Below are 19,459 nucleotides of genomic sequence, written 5' to 3'. Positions count from 1 at the left end.
TCCTAGTTCAGGACGTATGGGTCGCCGTACACGGACAATTGAGTTTGTTGGACAGCGGTGGCGACCGCGAATGTCGCATAGGAACGCACGGTCACAGGTCCTCCACACGCATCGACCTTCAGGTGAACGTCTTGCATGTCCAGCCGTCCAACGCTAGCGGTGACCGGCATGTTGCCCATGGTGACGGTGGTGATCACGCCCGGCTGCAGATCGGTCTGTACGAAGCCGCCAATCGCTCCACTGCCGCCCGCCTGCACTCCAGGCTGTGCACTGATGTTCGCTCCAACCGATCCCGCCAGTTGGGCGGTGCCGCCGATCTGCAGACCCTGCGACACATCGATCTGGCAGCCGACTTGGTAGCCGGCTACGAAGTTGGCCGAGGTGACGGGGTTGCCACCGCTACCGCCGATGTTCGCCTGCGCGGACAACGTCATGAAGGCCTCGCGCGAGTTCTGTGCGCCGGCCAGGTTGGGCACGGCATTGATCACTTCCCCGGAGAGGGCGACCGACAAGTTCCAGCCGTCAAAAGTCGTGCGGTGGCTGGATTGGGGAGCCATCTCCGTGGGGTCGGCCCAGCCGGTTGCCGACGTTGCGATGGCCAGTGCGACCGCCGCGGCTGCCGCTCCGACCAATGGACCGGTTCGCCTCGAGCTGTCCACAATGCGCATCTCCCATCAAATCGTTTGTGTAGGACTAATGATTTGATTAAAGCAGATGATCGTCATGTATGTACTATTGGGGTCATGAGTGAATTCCCGCCGGACGCTTTTCCCAGGCCAAATGGCCTGTTCGGGCCGCTGCTCGAAATCCTCCTGCGGCGGATGCGTGTCGAAGTGGACGCCGAACTCGGCAAGCATGAGCTGCGGTTGCTGCACCTGGGCACGCTCAACGTCTTGGAGGCGGCCGGCAAGCAGTCTCAGGCGGACCTCGCTGAGGCCGTACGCGTGGACAAGACGACCATGGTCGGGCTGCTGAATGACCTAGAAGCGATCGGCTATGTCGAGCGTCAACGGTCCCCGGAGGACCGCCGCCGTCACGACGTCATCATCACCCCGCTCGGGCGGCGTCGGAGTGCTGAGATGGTCGAGACACTCCGAAACACAGAGGGGCGTGTGTTGTCCGCGTTGAGTCCCACGCAGCGATGTGAACTATTTGTTTTGCTTGAAAAGGCGTTTGTGGCAGGGGACGCGACCTCCGGGGACTGATCACGTCAGGCCCGTGACAAACCGGATTCGGCCTTGCACTGTGATGTGGTAGCTGATTCGGTGTATCACCGCGTCGCTGTCACGCACGGCCAGATCGACGAGCAGTCCGTCGAACAGGCTTTGAAGAGTCTGTCCGGGTTGTGCCCCGACTCCGGTTCGTGTCCGAAAACGCCAGCGATCCACCGCGAATCCCGCATCTATCGCCTGATGTCTGTCGAAGATCGAGCTCAGTGTCGCGAAAGGGATGACACTGTCCACCTGAAACCATGGGAAGGTTCCGGTGGGTATCGGGATGTTGTACCGCGTGGTGATCGCCGTGAAGGCATCGCTCATATTGGGGGAGATCAACGCCTGATCGCGGGACCAGTCGACGCTGGTCTGTCCGGGCATGTTGACGATCGCTACTCCGTTCGTCTGGAAAACGAAGCGCTGATCGACAATTGACGACGGCGGTCGCTCATTGACGGCCAAGGCCACCGGGGTGAAGAAATGTGACTGGCTTTCAAAGTTCGGGATGAGGACCATGGTGCACGCGCCTTTCGTCGCTGGATGAATATCCTCCCAGCGCAGGGCCGTTGGGCTTCAGCCGAACGTTGGTGGTGCGACGCTATGGGCGGGCGGTGTCTGGGGGCACGAGTAGTGCACTACCCGAGATCGCCTTGTCGGCTTAGCCGGCAGCCCAGGCCTTGGCACGATCCAGTTCATCAAGCCCGAACAGCGAGATCTCACCGGGCACCATCCACGCGAGCGCGTGCAGGGTGTGTGCCACCCATTCCTTGTCGGTGACCACCGCGATCTTCTTGAAGGCCGAATGGTGCTGAAACAGCATCCCGAAGCCCAGTTTCAGGTCCTCGGCGAGCCCGCCGGGGCCAAAGCCCTCGTAGTCGGTCGAGATGACCTCGACGATCCGGAGCTCATCGCCCGTCAGTGACTCTTTGATGGCCGGCGCGAGCTCACGTAGCTCATCGCCGGCTACCTTGCCGGACACCCGGAATCCGGCAACTCCCTCGGGCATATCGGACAATATTTCGATCATGGCTTCTCCTCGCTGAAAGCTGTCGGCCATTCCATCGTAGGTAGGGCGAGCACCTCCGGATCGGTCGAATGCCTGTCAAATCCATAGTAAGAAAGACGCATGACCCAGGTTCCCGAGCAGCTCATCGCCGCCGCGGTAAAGGCACGCACGGTCACGGTGCTCACCGGCGCCGGCATGTCCGCCGAGAGCGGTTTACCCACGTTTCGTGATGCGCAAACCGGACTGTGGTCGAAGTATGACCCGATGACACTGGCGACGCCGGAGTCCTGGCAAGAGGACCCGGGCCTGGTGTGGGCGTGGTATCAGAATCGGCGCATCCAGCTACTGGCGGTGCAGCCCAACGACGGACATCGTGCGTTGGCGCGGTGGGGATCTCACCGCGATATTCGGATCGTCACCCAGAACGTCGATGACCTTCATGAACGTGCCGGCAGCGTGGAGGTGACGCACGTGCACGGCAGCCTGCTCAAATCGCATTGCGACACCTGCCAGACCGGTTTCGAGGCGACGGTCGCCGCCCCCGAGGCCGAACGGATCGAGCCTCCCGAATGTGGTTGCGGCGGAAAGGTCCGTCCGAGCATCGTGTGGTTCGGGGAGATGCTGCCCGAGGTGGAGTTCGGTCATGCTGTCGCGCATTCGCAGAACTGCGATCTGATGCTGCTCATCGGAACGTCGGGGATCGTGTACCCCGCCGCGGGCTTGCCGCAGTTGGCCTTGAGTCGCGGCGCGACGGTTGTCGAGATCAACCCGCATGAGACCGACTTGTCCGACCGTGCGGACCTGGTGTGGCGGGCTACCGCAGCCACCGCGCTGCCCGCGCTAGTCGAGGCATTGTCGCTGTCCTGAGTCTGCACATCACGGCGCTCGCCTACGGGTCGGTCGCCAGGCACACCTGTGTTCCGGGTGCGATCACCCTTGCGTCAGATCCGTTATTTCCGATAACGTATCTGTTGAGACGAGGGTTCAACTCAATGTCGAGGCGAATTCGTTTGGAGGCATGCGTGTTTGGAAATGACATTCGCTTCGACGGACGGGTGGCGATCGTCACCGGCGCGGGCGGTGGGCTCGGACGTGAGTACGCGCTGCTGTTGGCCAGCCGCGGCGCCAAGGTCGTGGTCAATGACATCGGATCACCCGACGAGCTTCTAGGTACCGGAAGCTCCGATGTCCCGGCCGCCTCAGTGGTCGCCGAAATTCAGGCGCTGGGTGGTGAAGCCATCGCCGATACGCACACCGTTGCCACCGGAGAGGGAGGACGCGCCATCGTCGGTGCTGCGCTGGATACCTGGGGGAGAGTCGACGTCGTCATCAACAACGCGGGGATCATCGGTCCCATCAAGACTTTCGCCGATCTCACCGACGAGGATGTGGACACCGTGCTCGGCGTGCAACTGCTCGGCCCGTTCAATGTACTGCGCCCGGCGTGGAAGTCGATGGTCGACCAGGGATACGGAAGGATCCTGAACATCTCCTCGGGCAGCATGTTCGGGCAAGGGGAGGCGTGCACCTACCCGGTCGCTAAGGCCGGAATAATCGGTATGACAACGAATTTGGGGCTCGCGGGACCGGCGTACGGCATCAAGGTCAACGCACTGCTTCCCGTCGGCTTTACCCGGATGGTGGAGAACATGCCCGAACCGGCACTCGGCTGGCTTCGCGACACGTTCCCCGCCACGGCGGTGGCGCCGGTGGCGGCCTTCCTGGTGTCCGAAGAGGTGCCGTGCTCGGGGGTGAGCTTCAGCGCCGGTGGCGGGCGATTCGCGCGGGTCTTCCTCGGCGAGACACATGGGGTGACCTCGGCGCGGCTCACCATCGAAGAAGTGCGCGACACCTTCGGGACAGCGATGGACACTGACGGTGCCGCGACCATCGCCAACGTCGGTGACGAGCTAGCGCTCTACGCTGCTGCGCTGGCTGGTCGGTGAAACCTCACGCCGGATAGGCCGGCAGCACTTTCTCCCAGCTTTCGATCGTGCCGCGTACCGCCCGGAAGATGGGATGCGGCTGTATCCGTCGTGGGTTGTTCGCGCCGAGCAGATCCGGATCGCGTTGTGCCAGTTTGCTGTCCAGCAGCCATCGTTCATATTCCAGCTGCCCGCGATGAACCTCGATCAGCGGTTCGAGCGTCGCCGCCGGCGCGCCGATCAGCTCACGGTTGAATCGGTAACCACGGCGGTCTGCCTCCTCGAGCAGCCCGGTCAAGTACGCGCCGATCCCGGCGAGCGGCTCGTCCAACGATGTGAACCGGTGTAGCTGCGGGTGGTTGCGGTATCCCCGCGTGCGGCCCTGTAGCACCTTTTGGGCGAGCAGTGTTTCCCGCCAACACGCGACCAGCCCCTTGGCGTCGAGGTTGCTTGGATGCAAAGACCACAGTCGCATGTGTTCTCTGTACCCGACGGTGCCCGCGCTGACCAAGCTGGCACGGTGCTACAGATCCACCAACTCGCCAGAGCGCCGCCATAACTCTTCCTGGGCCCGCTGGTTAGAACGGATTCGTACCGCGGGCAGTAGCCCCAGGCCGGGGGTGGAGGTGAAGAACTGCCCACTGACCGTTGCGAGGTCGTCATCGAGCACCAACCGGATCCCCATCTTGGCGCCCTGATTGGGCCGGCGCACAAACGGTGTGCGCGAGGCCAGACCCGCCGCTGCGGTGAGCGTGCGGCTGTCCCGCACCAGTCCGGTCGACACCATGCCGGGGCAGAAGCAGTTGACTGTCACGCCGGTGCCCGCCAGGCGCCGCGCGAGTTCTTGGGTGAACAGAATGTTCATGAGCTTGGACTGCCCGTACCGAATCTCCGAGCGGATCGCGTTGTAGCGGCGCGCTTCTGCGAATCGCGCCAAATCGATGCGCGGCCATGACCGGTGCGCTTCGGAAGCGGTGATGACAATGCGTGCTCGGTCCGCGGCGATGATCGGCTCGAGTAGCAGGTTGGTCAGCAGAAACGGCCCGAGGTGATTGGTCGCGGTCATCAGGTCGTAGCCATCGGCGCTGGGCTTGCCCGTGAGGCAGTGCACGCCGGCGTTGTTGACCAGTGTGTCGATCCGGGAGTGTGTCGCGGCGATCTCGTGTGCGGCGGCACGCACCGAGTCGAGATCCGCGAGGTCGGCTTGGATGTAGTCCGGCGCGGTAGTCGCCCCGTTCTCGGCCGCGAGTTCGCGGACCGTCTCGGCGGCCTTGTCGGGATTTCGGGCCAGCAGCGTCAGTAGGGCCCCGCGCCGTACCAGTGCACGGGCAATCTCTTTCCCGATTCCGTTGGTCGCACCGGTGATAACGATCCGGGAACCGGCGATGGGGCGATCTGGATGGGTGGTCATGACCCTCCTCGGGGAATGAACTTCGAGTGTTGAAATGCTGACAACATGTGAATGCTGTGAGCATTTCAATGGGACGTGGCCGTGTCAAGAGGTGTTGGGGCGACGGTGAGAGGTGCGCGCGTGAATCGGGCGTGGTGCCGTGTTGGACCACGCCACGTTGAGAGGCGTGGCGTGGGGTGCCGGGAAGCGGAGATACCGCGGCGCATATCGCCCGATGGGATCACCGATACCGAAGAACGGTCAGCCCCGAAGGGGCCGGAATTGCGATGTGGCGGCTTAGGTTCCGAACGTCAGGGTGATTTTGGCGCCCGGTTCAAGATGTGCCCCGGCCGCCGGATTCTGTCCGATGATCCGTGACTTCTGGGCGGGGTCCTGTACAGGGACCTCTTTGGTGGCGACATTGACCCTGCCCAATTTGCGCAGCAGGGGTTTGACGTCGCTCCATGGCAAACCTGTCAGATTGGGCATGACGCCCGGCTGAACTGTGGGCACTGTCGCGCTCGGCGCGCTGGACGGCCCCTCCTGTGTGGTGGATGTCGAGCACCCTGCCAATACCCCCGCGGCAACGCAGATAGCGGTCACCGTTCTCATTGAGCCCCCTCCCAATATTTCTGGCGCACCAGTCCTTTGGCCAGCTTACCGGTGGGGGTGCGCGGAAGGGTGTCGGTGAAGTCGAAACTGCGGGGCACCTTGTATCGGGTGATGCGTTCACGCAGAAATTCGGCGAGCTCGGCGGAGAGGGCCTCGTGATCTGCTGAGGAGTCGGCGGGTTGCACCACCGCCTTCACCGATTCGCCCATCTCGTCATCGGGCACCCCGATGACGGCGACATCCAGCACGGCGGGGTGCAGCGCCAGGGCGTTTTCGATCTCCTGGGGGTAGATGTTCACGCCTCCGGAGATGATCATGAACGCCTTGCGGTCGGTCAAGAATAGAAAGCCTTCGTCGTCGACGTATCCGATGTCGCCCGTCGTTGTCCATGTCCCATGCGTGGGATGGCAAGCGCTACAGGTCTTTTCGTCGTCATTGTGATAGGTGAACGGCATTTCTTCGCGCTCGAAGTACACCAGCCCGGCCTCTCCGACGGGAAGCTCGGCGCCTTCCTCATCGCAGATGTGCAGCACGCCGAGCGCGGCGCTACCCACGGAACCCGGCCGTTTGAGCCAGGTTTCGCAGTCGATGAACGTGACGCCGTTGCCCTCGGTGGAGGAGTAGTACTCGTACAGGATCGGGCCCCACCACTCGATCATCGACTGTTTGACCTCGCGCGGGCACGGTGCGGCGGCATGTACCGCGACCCGCAGTGAGGAGACGTCATAGCGGTCCCGTATTTCATTGGGTAGCTTCAACATTCGCACGAACATCGTCGGCACCCATTGGCTATGGGTGATTCGGTACTTTTCAATGGCGGCTAGTGCTTCTTCGGGGTCGAAGCGTTCCATGACCACCGCGGTGCCGCCCATCGACTGCACAAAACCGCAGAATCGCAGCGGGGCCGCGTGATAGATGGGTGCCGGAGACAGGTACACGGTGTCGGCGTTGAATCCGTAGAGATGGGCGAACAGCATCGCGAACGGGCTGGGCTCGTCGATCTGCCGGTCCATGAGCGGTACCTTGATGCCCTTGGGGCGGCCGGTCGTGCCCGACGAATACAGCATGTCCGATCCGGCGGGTTGTGCGGGCAGTGGCTGGTCGGTGGCGCCGTTGAGGGCTTCCTCGTACGAGTCGTACCCGCGTACCGCGCCGCCGAACGCCAATCGCAGCGTGACCGCGGGGATGTCGTCGAGGATCGCCTCGGCCTGTTCGCGCAGCCCCGCGGCGGCGACCAGTGCCGTGGAGCCGGAATCGTTGATGATGTAGCTGACTTCTGCCGGGACCAGGTGATGGTTGACCGACGTGATGTACAGCCCCGATCGCAGCGCCGCCCAATACACGACGAAGACCTCGGGAACGTTGTCGCTGAGCAGTGCCACATGATCGCCCTTGCGCAGCCCACTGTCATACCAGTGCCGGGCCAATCGCCGGGACTGCTCGTCCAATTCTCCGTAGGTGAGGGTGGCCCCGGAACCCGCCATCACCACGGCTGGCTTGTCGGGGAACTGGGCGGCGTGGGTACCTGGATACACGGGACGAGGACCTTCCGACGGCGTTGTCTGCGGGCGCCGTCGACTGTACTTGACGGGTGTCAAGTTCCATCCCGCCACCCATCTCGACTCAATACGAGCGGATCTCTTGTGAGCCCGTTACCGCCCCATCAAGATTTTGGTCCGTGACCGACGAACAGTCCGGCGCCTCGGCTCCTGCCGGGGATCAGCCCACAACATCTCTGCTCGCGCGTATCAGCGTCGACTGGTGGGCAACCATCATCGCCGGCCTGATCGCCCTACTGGCCGTAGCCAACGTGCTGCCGAAGATTCCGTGGTGAACCGATGACAACAACGCAGACCGCCGACGAGGCGTACGAAAACCCCGAGGCGAGCTTTACCTCCCGCCGCCCGCTCGACTATGTGCCCGGAATCCTGTTGCTCATCGGTGTGGGCTTGCTGGGTAAGTACGCGCAGATCTGGTGGAAAGACCTGGCGAAGGCGCAGCACTGGACGGTGCCCGATATCGAATACGTGTTGTGGGCCATTGTGATCGGTCTGCTCATCACCAACACGATTGGGCTGCATCGCATCTTCCGGCCCGGCGTGCAGACGTACGAGTTCTGGCTCAAGATCGGCATCGTCGCGCTGGGCGCCCGATTCGTCCTGGGTGATGTTCTCAAATTGGGTGGCACCAGCCTGGTGCAGATCCTGGTCGACATGACCGTAGCCGGAGCCATCATTCTTTTGGCCGCCAAGTGGTTTGGGCTCAGCGGCAAGCTGGGATCCCTGCTGGCGATCGGCACCTCGATCTGCGGGGTGTCGGCCATCATCGCGGCCAAGGGAGCCATCCGGGCTCGCAACTCGGATGTCAGCTATGCCATCGCGTCCATTCTGGCGCTCGGCGCGGTCGCGCTGTTCACCCTGCCGGCGATCGGGCATGGGCTAGGTCTGACGGACTACGAGTTTGGGCTGTGGGCGGGCCTGGCCGTGGACAACACCGCCGAAACCGTCGCCACCGGACGTCTCTACTCCGAACATGCCGGCGATATCGCGACGGTCGTCAAATCCACGCGCAACGCGCTCATCGGGTTTGTGGTGCTCGGATTCGCTCTCTATTGGGCGGCCCGTGGCGAGGCCGACAACATAGCTCCCGGATATAAGGCCAAGGCCGCGTTCGTGTGGGACAAGTTCCCCAAGTTCGTCCTCGGTTTCCTGGCCGTGTCCACCGTTGTGACGCTTGGATGGCTGACGAAGGGTCAGGTGAACAACCTGGTGAATGTGTCCAAGTGGGCGTTCTTGCTGACGTTCGCCGGGGTCGGACTGAACACCAACTTCCGGGAGATCGCCCGGAGCGGCTGGCGTCCGCTCGTAGTGGCGGTGATCGGTCTCGTGGTGGTGGCAGCAGTGTCTCTGGGGCTGGTTCTGCTGACGTCGCGGGTGTTCGGTTGGGGTGCGCATGTCTAGAACCCGCGGGCGCTCGTCACGCATACGTAACCGCTAGGGACTGCGTATGCAACATCGCGGCACGATCCTGTGCGTCGATGACGATAGAAGCCGCCACCTCAGATGTTGAGGTAATTGCCGCTGGTGCAGCCGAATCGGGGGTCTGCGAGTACGAGAACGAACCAGTTCCGCCACACGCGCGGCGCGGCGTGTTGACGGTCGCGGCGGTGTGGCTCGGATTCCCGATGATCCTCACCTGTGCGGTGTTCGGTGGACTGATTGTCTACTCGCTGGGCTTCTGGCGCGGCATGCTGGCGATCGCGCTGGGCAACGCTGTCCTGAGCGGCTATGTCGGAGCATTGAGTTACCTGGCCGGCAAGACGGGAAAGAACTTCGCGCTCAACGCGATCGGGACGTTCGGCGGGCGGGGATACCGGGTGGTCTCCGGGTTCCTGGCCACCGTGGTGATCGGCTGGTTCGCGTTCCAGACCGGTCTTACCGGCTCGGTTCTTGCGGGTAGCGCCGGATGGGACGCGCGATGGACAGCACTGGCCGCGGGTATCGGCTACGTCGCGGTGACGCTCGTCGGCATCAGGGCGCTCTCGGTGATCGGGCTGATCGCCGCCCCGTTGTATCTACTGCTGGGTGTTACGGCAATTGCTCTGGCCCTGCGCAATTCGACGGTTTTGGAGGCGTTCGGCTACCGCGGGGGAGCAGGAGCGGCTGCGATGAGCATGGGCGCTGCGGTGACTTTGGTGGTCGCCTGTTTCATCGATTCCGGCACCATGACCGCGGACTTCACGCGATGGTCTCGCAATGGGTGGCAAGGCTTCTGGTCCTCCTTCGCGGCTTTCCCGCTCGCGAACTGTGTCGCCATGGTCATCGGTGGCATGATCGTTGCGCTGGGGGCGGCGTCATCACCCGCGACCGACGGCGGCAATTTCCTGGGCGCCCTGATCGACACGGGCGGTTGGCTGGTGCCGGTCTCGATCGCGTTCGTCTTCGTCAACCTGGGGTCGGTCTGTGCGCACTGCTTGTACAACGGCGCGGTCGGCTGGAGCCAGCTCACCGGTCACACCATGCGATTGCTCGCCGTGCTGCTGGGTGCGGTGGGGGTGTTGTTGGCCGTTCTTGGCGTGTGGTCGCAATTCGAGCAGTGGCTGACGCTGTTGGGCGTTGTGGTTCCGCCGATCGGGACGGTACTCATTCTCGACCAGCTGGTGTTGCCCCGATTCGGAATTGCCATGCGCGATGCCGGAATTCGGTGGGAGTCGTTCGGGGCATGGGCGGCGGGCGCGGCGTCTGCGTTGGCCACCCATCTGTGGGCGCCGCAGCTTTCTGACGCCTTGGTGGGAATGGCGGCCGCCGCGCTGATCTACATCGCGGCGCGCCGTGCGGTGCGGCGTCGGGGAGTGACGGTATGACGGGGCAGGTCGACGCGCAGCCGTACCCGTGGCCGTTCGACGGTCCCGTGAATCCCGCACAGACAGCGGTGCTGTGCATCGACTGGCAGGTCGACTTCTGCGGCCCCGGCGGATACGTGGACACGATGGGATACGACCTGTCTCTGACGCGCGCGGGCCTGGAACCGACGGCACGTGTGCTGGCGGCGGCGCGGGCGGCGGGGATGACCATCATCCATACCCGCGAGGGACATCGCCCGGACCTCTCGGATCTGCCGGCCAACAAGCGGTGGCGCTCGGCCCGGATCGGAGCCGAGATCGGGGTTGAGGGGCCCTGCGGACGGATTCTGGTGCATGGTGAGCCGGGCTGGCAGATTGTGCCGGAAGTGGCGCCGCTGGCGGGCGAACCCGTCATCGACAAACCCGGCAAGGGTGCGTTCTATGCGACCGATCTCGATTTGGTGTTGCGCACCCGCGGCATCCGGTACATCGTGCTGACGGGGATCACCACCGACGTGTGCGTGCACACGACCATGCGTGAAGCGAACGATCGCGGATTCGAATGCCTCATCCTGTCCGATTGCACGGGTGCCACCGACCCAGGAAATCACGCCGCGGCGCTGAAGATGGTGACCATGCAAGGCGGGGTCTTCGGTGCCGTTGCGGACTCGAATCAGCTGCTCGCGGCGCTGTAGAGGCCCGCAGATCAGGGGGTCTTCACACCTAAGTCCACGCGATAGGCGACCATAGAGGGGTGAACTGTCAGGAAGTGCGCGAGCAGCTGTCGGCGTGGGTCGACGGTGAGCAGGCGAGCGTCGCGCGCAAGCGTCTGGATGAGCACGTGCTCTCCTGCGTGTCCTGCCGGGAATGGCTGGGGCGGGCACGCGGTCTGGAGCGCCAGTTCGCCTATGCGCGTTCGGCCCCGACTCGCGACCTGACCGGACAGATCCTCGCCGCTGCCGCCGTCGAACCTCTCACCCCCATGGCGCGCTACGCCCATTGGGCACGCCACAACATCAACCGGTGTGCACTGGTGCTCATCGGGCTGCTCCAGCTGGGCGTGGCCGGCATGCAGGTCGCCGGAATCGACTTCGGCATGGTCTCTGCGCATCACCACGGCGCGATGACCGGCGCGCACCTCATGAACGAATCCACCGCGTGGGTGGTTGCCCTGGGTGTGGCCATGGTGATCGCCGGTGTGCGGCCCGCCGCCGCAGCCGGAATGGCCACGGTGCTGGGCGCATTCGCGCTCGTGCTCACCGGCTACGTCATCAACGACGCCGTCAATGATCAGGTGACGTTGGCTCGCATCATCAGCCACTCGCCGGTGTTGCTCGGTTTGATCTTCGCGCTACTGGTTCTGCGTGACTACCGTGCCGGGCGTACCCCGCCCAACCAGCACCGCGCCGTGTTCCTTGACGAGGTCGCTTCAGGGGAGCGGCATCTGCGCTCCGCCGATAACTCAGCTGCCTGACGCGCCGGTGCGTCGGCTCGCCACGAACCCCCACACCAGGTCGATGGTGAGGAACGCCGCAAGCGAGATCCCCAGCAGCGGCGTGAACCAGCCGACGGCGATGACCACCACGGCCAGCAGCGCCAGCTCCAGCGGTTTGAGCGCGAGCAGACCGCCCCGGCGCGGCGGCACCGGCCAGCGCCTGCTCTTGGTCGGGCGTCTGCGCCACCACATCAGATAGCCGCGTGTGATGACGGTGATCAGGCCGATCACGATGAGGGCCACCAGGATCTGATTCGGGATACCGAACAGGACACCCATATGGCCGTCGATCGCCCACTCCGTCGACTTCTGCAGCAGCGACCACTCGGAGAAATTACTGCGCCCGGTGATCTCGCCGTTGGCGGCATTGACGGTGATGGCATCCAGCTGAGTGGGGATGTTGCGCTTGCGCTCCGAGACCAGCCAGGCGGTGTTGGGCTCCGAAGGCGGCGTCATCCACAGCGGACCGCGCAGTCCGGCGTCACGCACCGTCTCCAGCACCGTGTTGGCCCCCATGAGTGGGTCGACGGCTGAAGCCGCGGTGGCGCCGTGGTGTTTGTGCCCGGTCATTGGTGCGGCGGCGGCAGGGTCGAGTTCGGTGGACAGCGCCGGCCGGATGGCCTGGGTGAGGTCACCGATATTGGTGCCGGCATAGCGCGACCACGTCAGTCCTGTCACCGAAAGGGCCAACAGCCCGAGAACAATCCAGATCCCGACGGCGCCATGCCAGGTCAATCTGCGCCGTCGCGGGGTGGCGTCGCGATCGGGAAGTGCGATCCGGCTCAGTCGCCCGGTGCGGCGGCGGTAGCCGATCCAGAGGAACAGGCCGCCGAGGGCGACCACCCATAGCCAGCTGGCCGCGAGCTCGCTGTAATTGCGCCCGAACGCACCCAAATGCAGATTCCTGTGCAGTTCGTCGAACCAGGCGCGCACCGGCAGCCACTCGCCGTAGGTGGTCAGCGTGCCACGGATCTCACCGGTGTAGGGGTCGACGAACACGGTGCGTGAATAGTCGACGGGAACGGTTGGGTCTTCCGGAACGGCCAACACCACGCGGGTCGTGTCGTCGGGCGCTGCCGGTGGGCGGATCGAGGTCACCGTGCCGGCAGGCTGTGCCGCCGTCGCCGCCGCCAACTGATCCGAGAGCGCCAGCGGCTTGCCCCCGATGGAATCGACCTTGAGTTCGTGGCGGTACACCACGGCGTCGACCTGCCCCACCAGCGCGTATGCCAGCCCTGTCAGGGCCGCGATCAGCAGGAACGGGCCGACGAGGAGCCCCGCATAGAAGTGCAGGCGCAGTACTATCGGTGCGAATCGCCCCCACACGGTGTCTGGCTGGGACTCACGAGCATCGGGCCGGTCCTCGGTATAAGTCACGGGATATTGGTCGGATGAATCGGTAAAAGAGTTCCCGCTGTTCACCCCCGAACGTCTACGACATAGAGTAGGACTCGTGGCCACCGGCACCGACGACGAGCAGCTGCTTGAACTTGCGCTGTCTGCCGGTCGTGGCGACCAGTCCGCACTCGAATCCTTGGTCAAGGCGACCCAGGGTGATGTGTGGCGATTCGTCGCTTATCTGGCCGATACCGGCGTCGCCGACGACCTCACCCAGGAGACATACCTGCGGGCTCTTGGCGCACTCCCACGCTTCGCTGGACGCTCAACGGTGCGCACCTGGTTGCTCTCGATCGCCCGCCGCGTGGTCGCCGACCACATCCGTCACCTGAAGTCCCGGCCGCGCATCGCGCACGGCGCCGACCTCGAGGAAGCCTCACTGCGCCGCCCGACGCACCGTTTCGAAGAGCTGGTAGAGCTCAAAGCGCTGCTGGCCGCACTCGATGACGATCGGCGCGAGGCGCTGGTGCTGACTCAGGTCGTCGGTCTGTCCTACGCCGAGACGGCAGATGTCTGCGGCTGCGCGATCGGCACCATTCGATCGCGGGTGGCCCGGGCTCGTGACGAGCTGATCGGGTGGGCCGAGCCCGAGAACATGACCGGCTAGCGCGATAAGCGCTCGGCGACCTCCCGGAGGTTGGCCTCCATACCCACCCGCCAGTCCTGCAGGCGGCGAGAGACGATGCGCGCCTCCTTCTCGGGCATCGCCTCGATGGCGGGAGTAAGGCCCGAAGGTCCCGGACCCAGGCGTCCCCATTGCCGGACGATCACGCCATCGCTTGCCGGTTCCACCTCGAATCCCCAACTCGCCGCGTAAGTCCCGCCGTCAGACAGTACGTTCCATACCCACCTGGACTCGGGTTCGACCTCGGTGATCACCGAGATCGTTTCCCACTGACTGCCGTCACCCCCGTTGGTACCTTTGAACCGCGCGCCGACCGCCACCTTGTCGGCGCCATCCAGCCAGTGGACGTCGATGAGCTCGCCGGTGCAGTAGGTGGGGAAGGCGATATCGGTGACGATCGCCCACGCGTCGGAAACTGTGCCCGACATCCGTTGTGACACTTCAATAGTGGGACAGTCGCGGTATCGCATAGGCTGATCCTACGTCTGCGATGGAGGGCCGGATGCGAATTGGTGTGACGATCGAGCCGCGGTTGCCGGGTGCCGCGGACTTCGCGCGGCGTGCGGAGCAGTTGGGGGTGGCGTCGCTGTGGGTGCCCGAGGTGTGGGGCTATGACGCCCTGACGGGCCTGGCCTACCTGGCCGCTTGCACCGAGACCATCGGGCTGGGGACCTTCGTGGTGCAGCTCGGGTCCCGATCACCGGCAATGCTGGCCACGTCGGCGCTGAGCATTCAGCAGCTTTCTGGTGGCCGCTTCACCCTGGGCGTGGGAGCTTCCGGGCCGCAGGTGATGGAGGGGTGGCATGGGGTGCGCTTCACCAAACCGGTGCGGACCACCAGGGAAACCATCGACATTGTCCGGATGGTGGCTCGCGGGGAACGGCTGCGTTACGAGGGTCAGGTGTATACGTTGCCGCTGCCGGGGAGCGCCGGTAAACCGTTGCGGCCCTTGGTGGCACCGCAAAACGTTCCCATCTACGTCGCGGCCATGGGGCCGGCGAACCTGGCGCTCACCGGTGAGCTTGCCGATGGCTGGCTCGGCAACTCCTTTATTCCGGAGCTCGCCGAAGTTTTCCTCGGACCCATCGGCGAGGCCGCGGCCGCGGCCGGGCGGAGCGTTGGCGATATCGACCTGGTGGCGCCAGTAGCTCTCGAATTCGCCGACACCGCAACAGATGCCGCCGCGGCGGTGAAACGTCACGCCGCCGGATACGCCTTCACCATCGGCGCCATGGGGGCGTCGGGCCGCAATTTCTACAATGAGGCATTCGCCCGGCTCGGATATGGTGACGGCGTCCGCGCGGTCGAATCACTGTGGCGTGCCGGTGATCGTGATGCCGCGCGCGCTGCCGTCCCTGAAGATCTGGGGCGCCTCACCAATCTCGTCGGCACCGATCAGATGATCGGTGAGCGCCTGGAACGCTATCGTGCGGCCGGTATCTCGACGCTGCTCGTCAAACTCGACACCGCGTATGACGAGCAGCTGCGTGCCCTGGAACGGCTCTTCGCATTGCTCTAGAGCGCGGCCACCGCGCTGGCGATGGGCGTAGTGCCCTCGGTGAGGAACAGGATTTGGTGGGCGGTGGCCGGCGCCGTCAACAGTTCGGCCACCACCGCCGCGACATCGGCGCGTGGCACGGATCCGCGTTCGATCCTGTTGGCCGCCAAGGTGACTGATCCACTAGGCGTAGCGTCGGTGAGCAGGCCGGGGCGCAGAATGGTCCATGCCAAGCCGCCGCGTGCGCGCAGGTCCTCTTCGGCGGCCGTCTTGGCGATCACGTAGGCGATCCACGACTCGTCCCCCTCGGTGGGCGCCGGCTCACCGGCACCAAAGGCGCTGATCTGAATGAACCGGCGCACCCGCGCACGTTCCGCGGCATCGGCTAAGAGCACCGCGCCGGCACGGTCCACGGTGTCCTTACGGGCCGGACCGCTGCCCGGCCCCGCGCCCGCCGCGAACACGGCGGCATCGGCACCCGCGAGGGCATCGGCCACACTTGCCGCGTCGGCCGCTTCCAGGTCCAGCACCAACGGCTGCCCACCCCATGACTCGACGTCGGCGGCGTGATCGGGATTGCGGATGAGCGCCACGGCGGTATCGCCGCGCGCGGCGAGCAAGCGAATCAGATGCGCGGCGATCTGACCGTGGCCACCGGCGATGACGATCTTCTGCGGCATGGTTTTCCTTTCGCGGGTTCACGACCGACAACTCCGACGGTAGTGCGGACATTCCCGCTCGACCGGTACCTGGTCGGTCCTGTTGCCTACACTGAGGGTGTGCCCAGAAGTGTCGAGAACTCGGTTTGATCCCGGTCACCATCGTCTCCGGCTTCCTGGGTTCCGGTAAGACAACACTGCTGAACAACTTGCTACGCAATACCCTGGGTGTGCGAATCGGCGTGGTAGTCAACGATTTCGGTGCCATCAATATCGATGCCATGTTAGTCGCGGGTCAGGTCGACTCCACTATGACGATGTCCAACGGATGCCTGTGCTGCACCGCCGACGATGACGAGCTCGGCGGCATGCTGACCACCCTGGCCGGCCGGGACATCGATGCCATCGTCATCGAGGCCAGCGGGCTGGCCGAGCCGCTGCCTATGGTGCGCATGGTGCTCGCGGCGGCGGCGGCCGACCCCCGGATCGGCTACGGGGGACTGGTCACCGTCGTCGACACCGCCCAATTCGAGGATGTCGCGGTCCGGCATCCGGAGATCGCCCAACACTTAGACCTGGCGGATCTGGTGGTCCTCAACAAGATTGACCTGGCCGACGCGGGAGATCGCACGCACCTGCGCGCCCTCGTCAAAGAACGCAACCCGCGTGCCTCGATCGTGGAGACGGTCGGCGCAGATGTCGACCCCCGGCTGCTGTTCGACAAACAGGAGCGCCCCGAGCCTGTCGGTCAGCTCTCACTCGAGGACCTGATTCGCGAGGACCACGATCATCAGCATCATGCCCATCACCACTACGAGACAGTGGAATTCACCACCGAGCACTCGTTGCATCCGCGGCGCCTCATCGAGTTCCTCGACAGTCAGCCCGCCGGCGTATACCGCATCAAGGGGCTGATGCGGCTGGGCGGCAAGGTGCTGGCCGTGCACACAGTCGGGGACCATATCTCGATCGAAAAGGCTCCCCGGCGCACGGACCAGCCGTCGGGGGCGAGTCTGGTGCTCATCGGCACCCACCTGGATGGTGACACCATCACCGAGCGCCTGCACACTCTCGTCGACGATCCGCCCGACCCGGACCCCGAGCGATCGATGCTGGCCCTGGGAAAGTATTTGCGCTAATCAGACGCCACGTCTAGTGTTGCTTCTCGTGCTGTACTTCTCCGGTCAACTCGTAGTAGCAACCCGCAGCGGGGTCTGATCCAGACCGACCCCTCGCTGTGGGTCGAAGCTACTACCCGTCGGTCACCTTCCATTCGGATGAAAGACCGGCACATGCACACTCACACCACATTTTCCCCGCAGACCGATCAGTTCACGGCTCGCTTCGGTGTCCCGCTGCCGCGCGGACTGCGTGAAGAGGCAGGTGATATGTCCTGGGCCTCGTTCTGTCAGACCTACGAGCGCAACGGCGGTTCGTTGCGGCTCGGCCAGTGGTCCGAGGCCAACGGCACTTACCAGGCGACCCTGGCGATCGGCGAGCGCATTGAATCGTCAACGGTCGAAGCGTGCGGACCGATGGCGGCGCTGACCGCCATGCTGTCCGAGCGTGGCATCCGGATGGAGACGCTCAGCTTCCACCAACTGCGCGACGGCGATCAGACCTGCACCTTCATTCGCGGCACCAATGGCTCCGGCACCGCATGGGCGATGGGCCGTGCCCGCGACGCCATCACGTCATCACTCAAGGCGGTCACGTCCTGCGCCAACCGTCTGGCCTGCTGAAAGTCAGTGCAGCGGGCGCAGGACGATGGGCATGCCGTCGATCGGCAGCGGCATACCCGCGTAGTCCCACTTGGCCTCGTAGTTGGGGTGTGCCAGTTCAAACCGGTACCGCCGCAGGAGCCGGTGCATGACGGCCTTGATCTCCAGCTGTCCGAACACCATGCCGATGCACTTGTGTGCACCACCGCCGAATGGTGCGAACGCGTATCGATGGCGCTTGTGTTCGGATCTGGGCTCCGAGAAGCGCTCAGGGTCGAACGTGCCTGGATCGGTCCACAGTTCGGGCAGACGGTGATTCATGCCCGGCCAGATGTTGATCATGGTGTTGGCGGGCACATGGAACCCGAGCAGGTCGGTGTCCTGGATCGTCGAGCGCACGTTGAACGGCAGTGGCGTGACGAGACGCAACGCCTCATTCATCACCAGGTCCAGGCTCTCCAGTTTTTCCAGTGAGTCGATGTCCAGCGGTCCGTCGCCGAGACGGTCCGATTCGTCCCGAACCCGGTCCTGCCATTCGGGATTGGCTGCCAGGTAATAGGCCATGGTCGTCGTGGTCGACGTCGTGGTGTCGTGCGCGGCCATCATCAGGAAGATCATGTGGTTGACGATGTCGGTATCGGTGAAGGCATCGCCCTCGTCGGTCTCCGCGTGGCACAGTGCCGTCAGCATGTCCGCGCCCCCGGCCTTTTGGCGCGCAATGCCGACCCGTTCGGCGAAGTACTCTTCGAGAAGTTTGCGCCCCTCCAGTCCGCGCCACCACTTGAACGGAGGTAGGCCGAACCGGAAGATGGCGCCGCCCGCCCGGGTGGTCGCGACGAACGCCTTGTTCACCTTTTCAAGTCGTTCGTGATCTGCGCCCGGCTCGTTGCCCATGAACACCACGGAGGCCACGTCCAGGGTCAATTCCTTGATGGCGGGGTAGAACAGGAACCGGCTGTCGTTTGTCGGCCATTCGGCGACGATATCGGTTGCGACGGAATCGATTTGCTCCACGTATCCGGCCAGGCGGCTACGCAGGAAGGCCTGCTGCATGATCAGGCGGTGTTCGTGGTGTTCGCCGAAGTTGAGCAGCATCAGCCCGCGGTTGAAGAAGGGGCCGATGACGGTCTTCCAGCCGTCCTGGGAGAAGTCTTTGGTTCTGTTACTGAAGACGGCCTGGGTGGCGTCAGGTCCGAGCGCGGTGACGACGGGGCCGATGGGGGTCTGTGTCCAGCTCACCGGTCCGCGTTTGTTGTACGTGTCCAGCACCCAGTCGATGCCCCCGCGGAACATCTCGATCATGTGCCCTAACAGCGGCAGCCCCTGGTCGCCCATGACCGGCTTCAAGCCGCTGCCGGGCGGCGGTGCGGCCAGCTCCGCCATCGGCCATTCGCGGCTATTGAGGTAATTCTCGATGTAGCCCATACCCGGCAGGGTGTTCATCGTGGGGAGGCGGCGTTTGGCCTGGTCGATGAGGTAGTCGGTGCTGTTGATCGTCGCCATGGGGCGTCGCTCCTTCGCTCGCGGCAAGCACGTCGATGTGCTCCAGATCATCTTCGCCACAGGACTTGACG

The 19,459-nt window shown here is 64.3% G+C and carries 23 protein-coding genes; 12 read left to right on the top strand and 11 right to left on the bottom strand.

Annotated elements, in window-relative coordinates; genetic code table 11:
- Nucleotides 1-2: 2 nt before the first annotated feature.
- Nucleotides 3-659: an MspA family porin gene (locus ABG82_RS18275; RefSeq protein ID WP_234708116.1), complete on the bottom strand. Its 657-nt coding sequence runs from the start codon at nt 657-659 to the stop codon at nt 3-5.
- An 84-nt stretch (nt 660-743) separates the two neighbouring features.
- On the opposite strand from ABG82_RS18275, the gene ABG82_RS18270 reads away from it, so the two are divergent.
- Nucleotides 744-1,205 carry a MarR family winged helix-turn-helix transcriptional regulator gene (locus ABG82_RS18270; RefSeq protein ID WP_043080307.1) on the top strand — a complete coding sequence of 154 codons (462 nt, stop codon included), beginning with the start codon at nt 744-746 and terminating at the stop codon, nt 1,203-1,205.
- On the opposite strand, the gene ABG82_RS18265 is transcribed toward ABG82_RS18270, so the two are convergent.
- On the bottom strand, nt 1,206-1,730 hold the full coding sequence (locus ABG82_RS18265) for a hypothetical protein (RefSeq protein WP_043080306.1): 525 nt from the start codon (nt 1,728-1,730) through the stop codon (nt 1,206-1,208).
- Nucleotides 1,731-1,872: 142 nt separating this feature from the next.
- The gene (locus ABG82_RS18260; RefSeq protein WP_043080315.1) at nt 1,873-2,241 is read right to left on the bottom strand and encodes a SpoIIAA family protein; all 369 of its coding nucleotides are present in this window, start codon (nt 2,239-2,241) and stop codon (nt 1,873-1,875) included.
- Between the two features lie 99 nt (nt 2,242-2,340).
- Here ABG82_RS18260 and ABG82_RS18255 point away from each other — a divergent pair, with 99 nt between their 5' ends.
- Nucleotides 2,341-3,087, top strand: coding sequence for an SIR2 family NAD-dependent protein deacylase (locus ABG82_RS18255; RefSeq protein ID WP_043080305.1), 747 nt, complete (start codon nt 2,341-2,343; stop codon nt 3,085-3,087).
- Between the two features lie 155 nt (nt 3,088-3,242).
- Nucleotides 3,243-4,166 (top strand): SDR family NAD(P)-dependent oxidoreductase, encoded by a 924-nt coding sequence (locus ABG82_RS18250; protein ID WP_043080304.1) that lies wholly within the window; start codon nt 3,243-3,245, stop codon nt 4,164-4,166.
- Between the two features lie 4 nt (nt 4,167-4,170).
- Here the strand turns inward: ABG82_RS18250 and ABG82_RS18245 are convergent, their stop codons facing one another.
- The 4 genes from ABG82_RS18245 to ABG82_RS18230 form a co-directional block, all read right to left on the bottom strand.
- Nucleotides 4,171-4,620, bottom strand: coding sequence for a pyrimidine dimer DNA glycosylase/endonuclease V (locus ABG82_RS18245; protein ID WP_043080303.1), 450 nt, complete (start codon nt 4,618-4,620; stop codon nt 4,171-4,173).
- Nucleotides 4,621-4,668: 48 nt separating this feature from the next.
- The gene (locus ABG82_RS18240; protein WP_043080302.1) at nt 4,669-5,556 is read right to left on the bottom strand and encodes an SDR family NAD(P)-dependent oxidoreductase; all 888 of its coding nucleotides are present in this window, start codon (nt 5,554-5,556) and stop codon (nt 4,669-4,671) included.
- Nucleotides 5,557-5,832: 276 nt separating this feature from the next.
- Entirely contained in the window at nt 5,833-6,024 is a 192-nt protein-coding gene (locus ABG82_RS28455) for a PASTA domain-containing protein (protein ID WP_043080301.1), read from the bottom strand.
- Between the two features lie 119 nt (nt 6,025-6,143).
- A complete protein-coding gene (locus tag ABG82_RS18230; RefSeq protein ID WP_043080300.1) occupies nt 6,144-7,682 on the bottom strand; it encodes an acyl-CoA synthetase in 1,539 nt (512 codons plus the stop codon).
- Between the two features lie 143 nt (nt 7,683-7,825).
- Here ABG82_RS18230 and ABG82_RS28615 point away from each other — a divergent pair, with 143 nt between their 5' ends.
- From ABG82_RS28615 to ABG82_RS18205, 5 genes are all read left to right on the top strand, one after another.
- Nucleotides 7,826-7,981, top strand: coding sequence for a hypothetical protein (locus ABG82_RS28615; RefSeq protein ID WP_052511139.1), 156 nt, complete (start codon nt 7,826-7,828; stop codon nt 7,979-7,981).
- Nucleotides 7,982-7,985: 4 nt separating this feature from the next.
- A complete protein-coding gene (locus tag ABG82_RS18220) occupies nt 7,986-9,107 on the top strand; it encodes a YeiH family protein (RefSeq protein ID WP_043080299.1) in 1,122 nt (373 codons plus the stop codon).
- A gap of 77 nt (nt 9,108-9,184) precedes the next feature.
- Complete coding sequence (locus ABG82_RS18215) at nt 9,185-10,510, top strand: cytosine permease (protein WP_043080298.1); 1,326 nt, start codon at nt 9,185-9,187, stop codon at nt 10,508-10,510.
- On the top strand, nt 10,507-11,184 hold the full coding sequence (gene biuH / locus ABG82_RS18210) for a biuret amidohydrolase (RefSeq protein WP_043080297.1): 678 nt from the start codon (nt 10,507-10,509) through the stop codon (nt 11,182-11,184). The genes ABG82_RS18215 and biuH overlap by 4 nt, the downstream gene beginning before the upstream one ends.
- Nucleotides 11,185-11,243: 59 nt before the next feature.
- On the top strand, nt 11,244-11,963 hold the full coding sequence (locus ABG82_RS18205; RefSeq protein WP_043080296.1) for a DUF2275 domain-containing protein: 720 nt from the start codon (nt 11,244-11,246) through the stop codon (nt 11,961-11,963).
- Here ABG82_RS18205 and ABG82_RS18200 read toward each other — a convergent pair.
- Entirely contained in the window at nt 11,952-13,361 is a 1,410-nt protein-coding gene (locus ABG82_RS18200) for a PepSY-associated TM helix domain-containing protein (protein WP_043080295.1), read from the bottom strand. The two genes, ABG82_RS18205 and ABG82_RS18200, sit on opposite strands and share 12 nt — an antisense overlap.
- Nucleotides 13,362-13,437: 76 nt before the next feature.
- Between ABG82_RS18200 and sigC the strand changes: the two genes are divergently transcribed.
- Nucleotides 13,438-13,989, top strand: coding sequence for an RNA polymerase sigma factor SigC (sigC, locus tag ABG82_RS18195; protein ID WP_043080294.1), 552 nt, complete (start codon nt 13,438-13,440; stop codon nt 13,987-13,989).
- Here sigC and ABG82_RS18190 read toward each other — a convergent pair.
- The gene (locus tag ABG82_RS18190) at nt 13,986-14,477 is read right to left on the bottom strand and encodes an SRPBCC family protein (RefSeq protein ID WP_043080293.1); all 492 of its coding nucleotides are present in this window, start codon (nt 14,475-14,477) and stop codon (nt 13,986-13,988) included. The two genes, sigC and ABG82_RS18190, sit on opposite strands and share 4 nt — an antisense overlap.
- 32 nt (nt 14,478-14,509) lie before the next feature.
- Here ABG82_RS18190 and ABG82_RS18185 point away from each other — a divergent pair, with 32 nt between their 5' ends.
- On the top strand, nt 14,510-15,526 hold the full coding sequence (locus ABG82_RS18185) for an LLM class flavin-dependent oxidoreductase (protein ID WP_043080314.1): 1,017 nt from the start codon (nt 14,510-14,512) through the stop codon (nt 15,524-15,526).
- Here ABG82_RS18185 and ABG82_RS18180 read toward each other — a convergent pair.
- The gene (locus ABG82_RS18180; RefSeq protein ID WP_043080292.1) at nt 15,523-16,185 is read right to left on the bottom strand and encodes an NAD(P)H-binding protein; all 663 of its coding nucleotides are present in this window, start codon (nt 16,183-16,185) and stop codon (nt 15,523-15,525) included. The genes ABG82_RS18185 and ABG82_RS18180 overlap by 4 nt on opposite strands.
- A gap of 125 nt (nt 16,186-16,310) precedes the next feature.
- On the opposite strand from ABG82_RS18180, the gene ABG82_RS18175 reads away from it, so the two are divergent.
- Together ABG82_RS18175 and ABG82_RS18170 are read left to right on the top strand one after the other, a co-directional pair.
- On the top strand, nt 16,311-17,303 hold the full coding sequence (locus ABG82_RS18175; RefSeq protein ID WP_043080291.1) for a CobW family GTP-binding protein: 993 nt from the start codon (nt 16,311-16,313) through the stop codon (nt 17,301-17,303).
- Nucleotides 17,304-17,456: 153 nt separating this feature from the next.
- A complete protein-coding gene (locus ABG82_RS18170) occupies nt 17,457-17,906 on the top strand; it encodes a 2-isopropylmalate synthase (RefSeq protein WP_043080313.1) in 450 nt (149 codons plus the stop codon).
- Nucleotides 17,907-17,909: 3 nt separating this feature from the next.
- Here ABG82_RS18170 and ABG82_RS18165 read toward each other — a convergent pair whose 3' ends face one another.
- Complete coding sequence (locus ABG82_RS18165) at nt 17,910-19,388, bottom strand: cytochrome P450 (RefSeq protein WP_043080290.1); 1,479 nt, start codon at nt 19,386-19,388, stop codon at nt 17,910-17,912.
- Nucleotides 19,389-19,459 lie beyond the last annotated feature (71 nt).

Source organism: Mycobacteroides immunogenum (genome assembly GCF_001605725.1).
Taxonomy (GTDB): Bacteria; Actinomycetota; Actinomycetes; order Mycobacteriales; family Mycobacteriaceae; genus Mycobacterium; species Mycobacterium immunogenum.
Note: the sequence above shows the minus strand (reverse complement) of the source record. Positions and strands in the feature narration are given on the sequence as shown.

What these genes read in the sequence shown, in the direction of transcription:
- ABG82_RS18270 (WP_043080307.1), top strand. Translation starts at nt 744, where the DNA reads ATGAGTGAATTCCCGCCGGACGCTTTTCCCAGGCCAAATGGCCTGTTC.
- ABG82_RS18265 (WP_043080306.1), bottom strand. Translation starts at nt 1,730, where the DNA reads ATGGTCCTCATCCCGAACTTTGAAAGCCAGTCACATTTCTTCACCCCG.
- ABG82_RS18260 (WP_043080315.1), bottom strand. Translation starts at nt 2,241, where the DNA reads ATGATCGAAATATTGTCCGATATGCCCGAGGGAGTTGCCGGATTCCGG.
- ABG82_RS18255 (WP_043080305.1), top strand. Translation starts at nt 2,341, where the DNA reads ATGACCCAGGTTCCCGAGCAGCTCATCGCCGCCGCGGTAAAGGCACGC.
- ABG82_RS18245 (WP_043080303.1), bottom strand. Translation starts at nt 4,620, where the DNA reads ATGCGACTGTGGTCTTTGCATCCAAGCAACCTCGACGCCAAGGGGCTG.
- ABG82_RS18240 (WP_043080302.1), bottom strand. Translation starts at nt 5,556, where the DNA reads ATGACCACCCATCCAGATCGCCCCATCGCCGGTTCCCGGATCGTTATC.
- ABG82_RS28455 (WP_043080301.1), bottom strand. Translation starts at nt 6,024, where the DNA reads ATGCCCAATCTGACAGGTTTGCCATGGAGCGACGTCAAACCCCTGCTG.
- ABG82_RS18220 (WP_043080299.1), top strand. Translation starts at nt 7,986, where the DNA reads ATGACAACAACGCAGACCGCCGACGAGGCGTACGAAAACCCCGAGGCG.
- ABG82_RS18215 (WP_043080298.1), top strand. Translation starts at nt 9,185, where the DNA reads ATGACGATAGAAGCCGCCACCTCAGATGTTGAGGTAATTGCCGCTGGT.
- biuH (WP_043080297.1), top strand. Translation starts at nt 10,507, where the DNA reads ATGACGGGGCAGGTCGACGCGCAGCCGTACCCGTGGCCGTTCGACGGT.
- ABG82_RS18190 (WP_043080293.1), bottom strand. Translation starts at nt 14,477, where the DNA reads ATGCGATACCGCGACTGTCCCACTATTGAAGTGTCACAACGGATGTCG.
- ABG82_RS18185 (WP_043080314.1), top strand. Translation starts at nt 14,510, where the DNA reads ATGCGAATTGGTGTGACGATCGAGCCGCGGTTGCCGGGTGCCGCGGAC.
- ABG82_RS18180 (WP_043080292.1), bottom strand. Translation starts at nt 16,185, where the DNA reads ATGCCGCAGAAGATCGTCATCGCCGGTGGCCACGGTCAGATCGCCGCG.
- ABG82_RS18170 (WP_043080313.1), top strand. Translation starts at nt 17,457, where the DNA reads ATGCACACTCACACCACATTTTCCCCGCAGACCGATCAGTTCACGGCT.
- ABG82_RS18165 (WP_043080290.1), bottom strand. Translation starts at nt 19,388, where the DNA reads ATGGCGACGATCAACAGCACCGACTACCTCATCGACCAGGCCAAACGC.